Source organism: Marinobacter sp. AC-23 (genome assembly GCF_001858325.1).
Lineage (GTDB): Bacteria > Pseudomonadota > Gammaproteobacteria > Pseudomonadales > Oleiphilaceae > Marinobacter.
On the sequence record NZ_MBPP01000090.1, the window covers coordinates 1 to 1,568 of the forward strand.

The 1,568-nt window shown below is 49.5% G+C and carries 2 protein-coding genes; both read left to right on the plus strand.

The window, feature by feature from the left end; genetic code table 11:
- Positions 1–192 precede the first annotated feature (192 nt).
- Positions 193–723, plus strand: coding sequence for a hypothetical protein (locus BCA33_RS19445; RefSeq protein ID WP_071268434.1), 531 nt, complete (start codon positions 193–195; stop codon positions 721–723).
- Positions 724–816: 93 nt separating this feature from the next.
- Complete coding sequence (locus tag BCA33_RS19450) at positions 817–1,317, plus strand: pyridoxamine 5'-phosphate oxidase family protein (RefSeq protein ID WP_071268436.1); 501 nt, start codon at positions 817–819, stop codon at positions 1,315–1,317.
- The last annotated feature ends 251 nt before the right edge of the window (positions 1,318–1,568 follow it).

Sequence of the window (1,568 nt, forward strand, 5' to 3'; positions counted from 1 at the left end):
GTGAACAGTCCTCAGAGGGCTAGATGAGCAGCGTTGGGGGTTAAATGTAACTAGCGCTCCAGTGTTGCTGAGAAAATAACGAACTTGCTCCAGTTGATCGCAAGTGATGTAAAAACAACAAAGCGGCTCTGGATCAGGCTCTGTGAAGGGTTTTTCTACAGCCTCGTTATGCGCTAAGGATTCGTTGAGAGTATGGCAACCGGAGTTGGGAATAAGCTCACAGGGCAAGTTGGGGAGCACTTAGTGTCAGCGGTTTTGGGTACGCTGGGTTACTACGCGTCTCCATACTCTGGGAATGTGCCCGGTTTCGACGTTACCGCTGTGCATTCAGAATCCCTCAATTCATTTCCTGTCCAGGTGAAAACCAGCACGAAAGGTGCGTTAGTCCAATCCACAATCGGTAAATGGTGCAATCACAGTATTGGTGAAAATAATCATCAATCTATTGGTGCTCTGAAAGTGCTAAAACATCCGAACTTGATTTGGATCTTGGTTCGGGTGGGCAGCGCGGGTATAAATGAAGCTAGGTTTTTCATTTGTACGGAGTCAGACATACAGAGAAAAATTGTTGCGCGTTACTCCGCTTTTATGTTGAAACATAGTTATCGTCGGCCCGGAGGCGGCGCTTCACCGCAAGCGATCCTCACCGTTAACGACATGGCAGAATTCGAGGATAATTGGAAAATTCTGCCGGATTATCAGTCAACTGGGGATCTCGCATAACCAATGCAGGCACGGCGACGCCCTTTACATTGCGCCGTCGGCTCCATTTCATAGGCGCGCATGCTGCAAGCGTTATGCACTAAGGGATAAACTATGAGTATCAAGGATGATTGGGGAAAAGTTAAGGCGGTACTGGAGCAGGGGCAAGCCTCGACTCTCTATTGTTCAATCGCAACCGTGAATCCGGACGGAACACCTCACATAACGCCTGTTGGCACAGTATTTTTGGGTGATGATCAGCGAGGGTATTTCTTTGATCACTATGCTCAAACTTTGGGTAGCAATATTGATCAAAACCCTCACGTATGCATTATGGCGGTAAACGCTGGCCGCTTTTTTTGGCTGCGATCTCTATTAAAAGGTCGCTTTGTTGCCCCACCTGGTGTGAGGTTGTACGGCAAAGTTGGGCCGATTCGTGAAGCTACTCCCGAAGAAGTCGAAAGAATAGAAAGACGGGTTAAGCCGTCGAGCTGGATGAAAGGCGCTCGGCAGCTCTGGACAGATTTTACCCATGTTAGAGACATTGAATTTACCCACTACAAGCCAGTCACTTACCCTGTGATGATGGATGGCATGTGGCCGAAACATGCATAACCAGACGGTCAACCGGACACCAAAAGCTTTCTGCTTTTGGTTCCCTCCGCTGGCGCTCCGGTGCCGGTTACCTCAGCGTTAAAACTCCGAGTTACCCATGAATAGTAGACACCTTCTATAGTTAGGGTAGCCCCTAGCGCGGAGGTGTTTCATGAGTCGCAAAAAGACCCAAGCCTACACTGAGGAATTCCGTCGGGAAGCCGTCAGAAGAGCCGATCAACCGGGTAGCACGGCAGCGTCCGTTGCTCGGG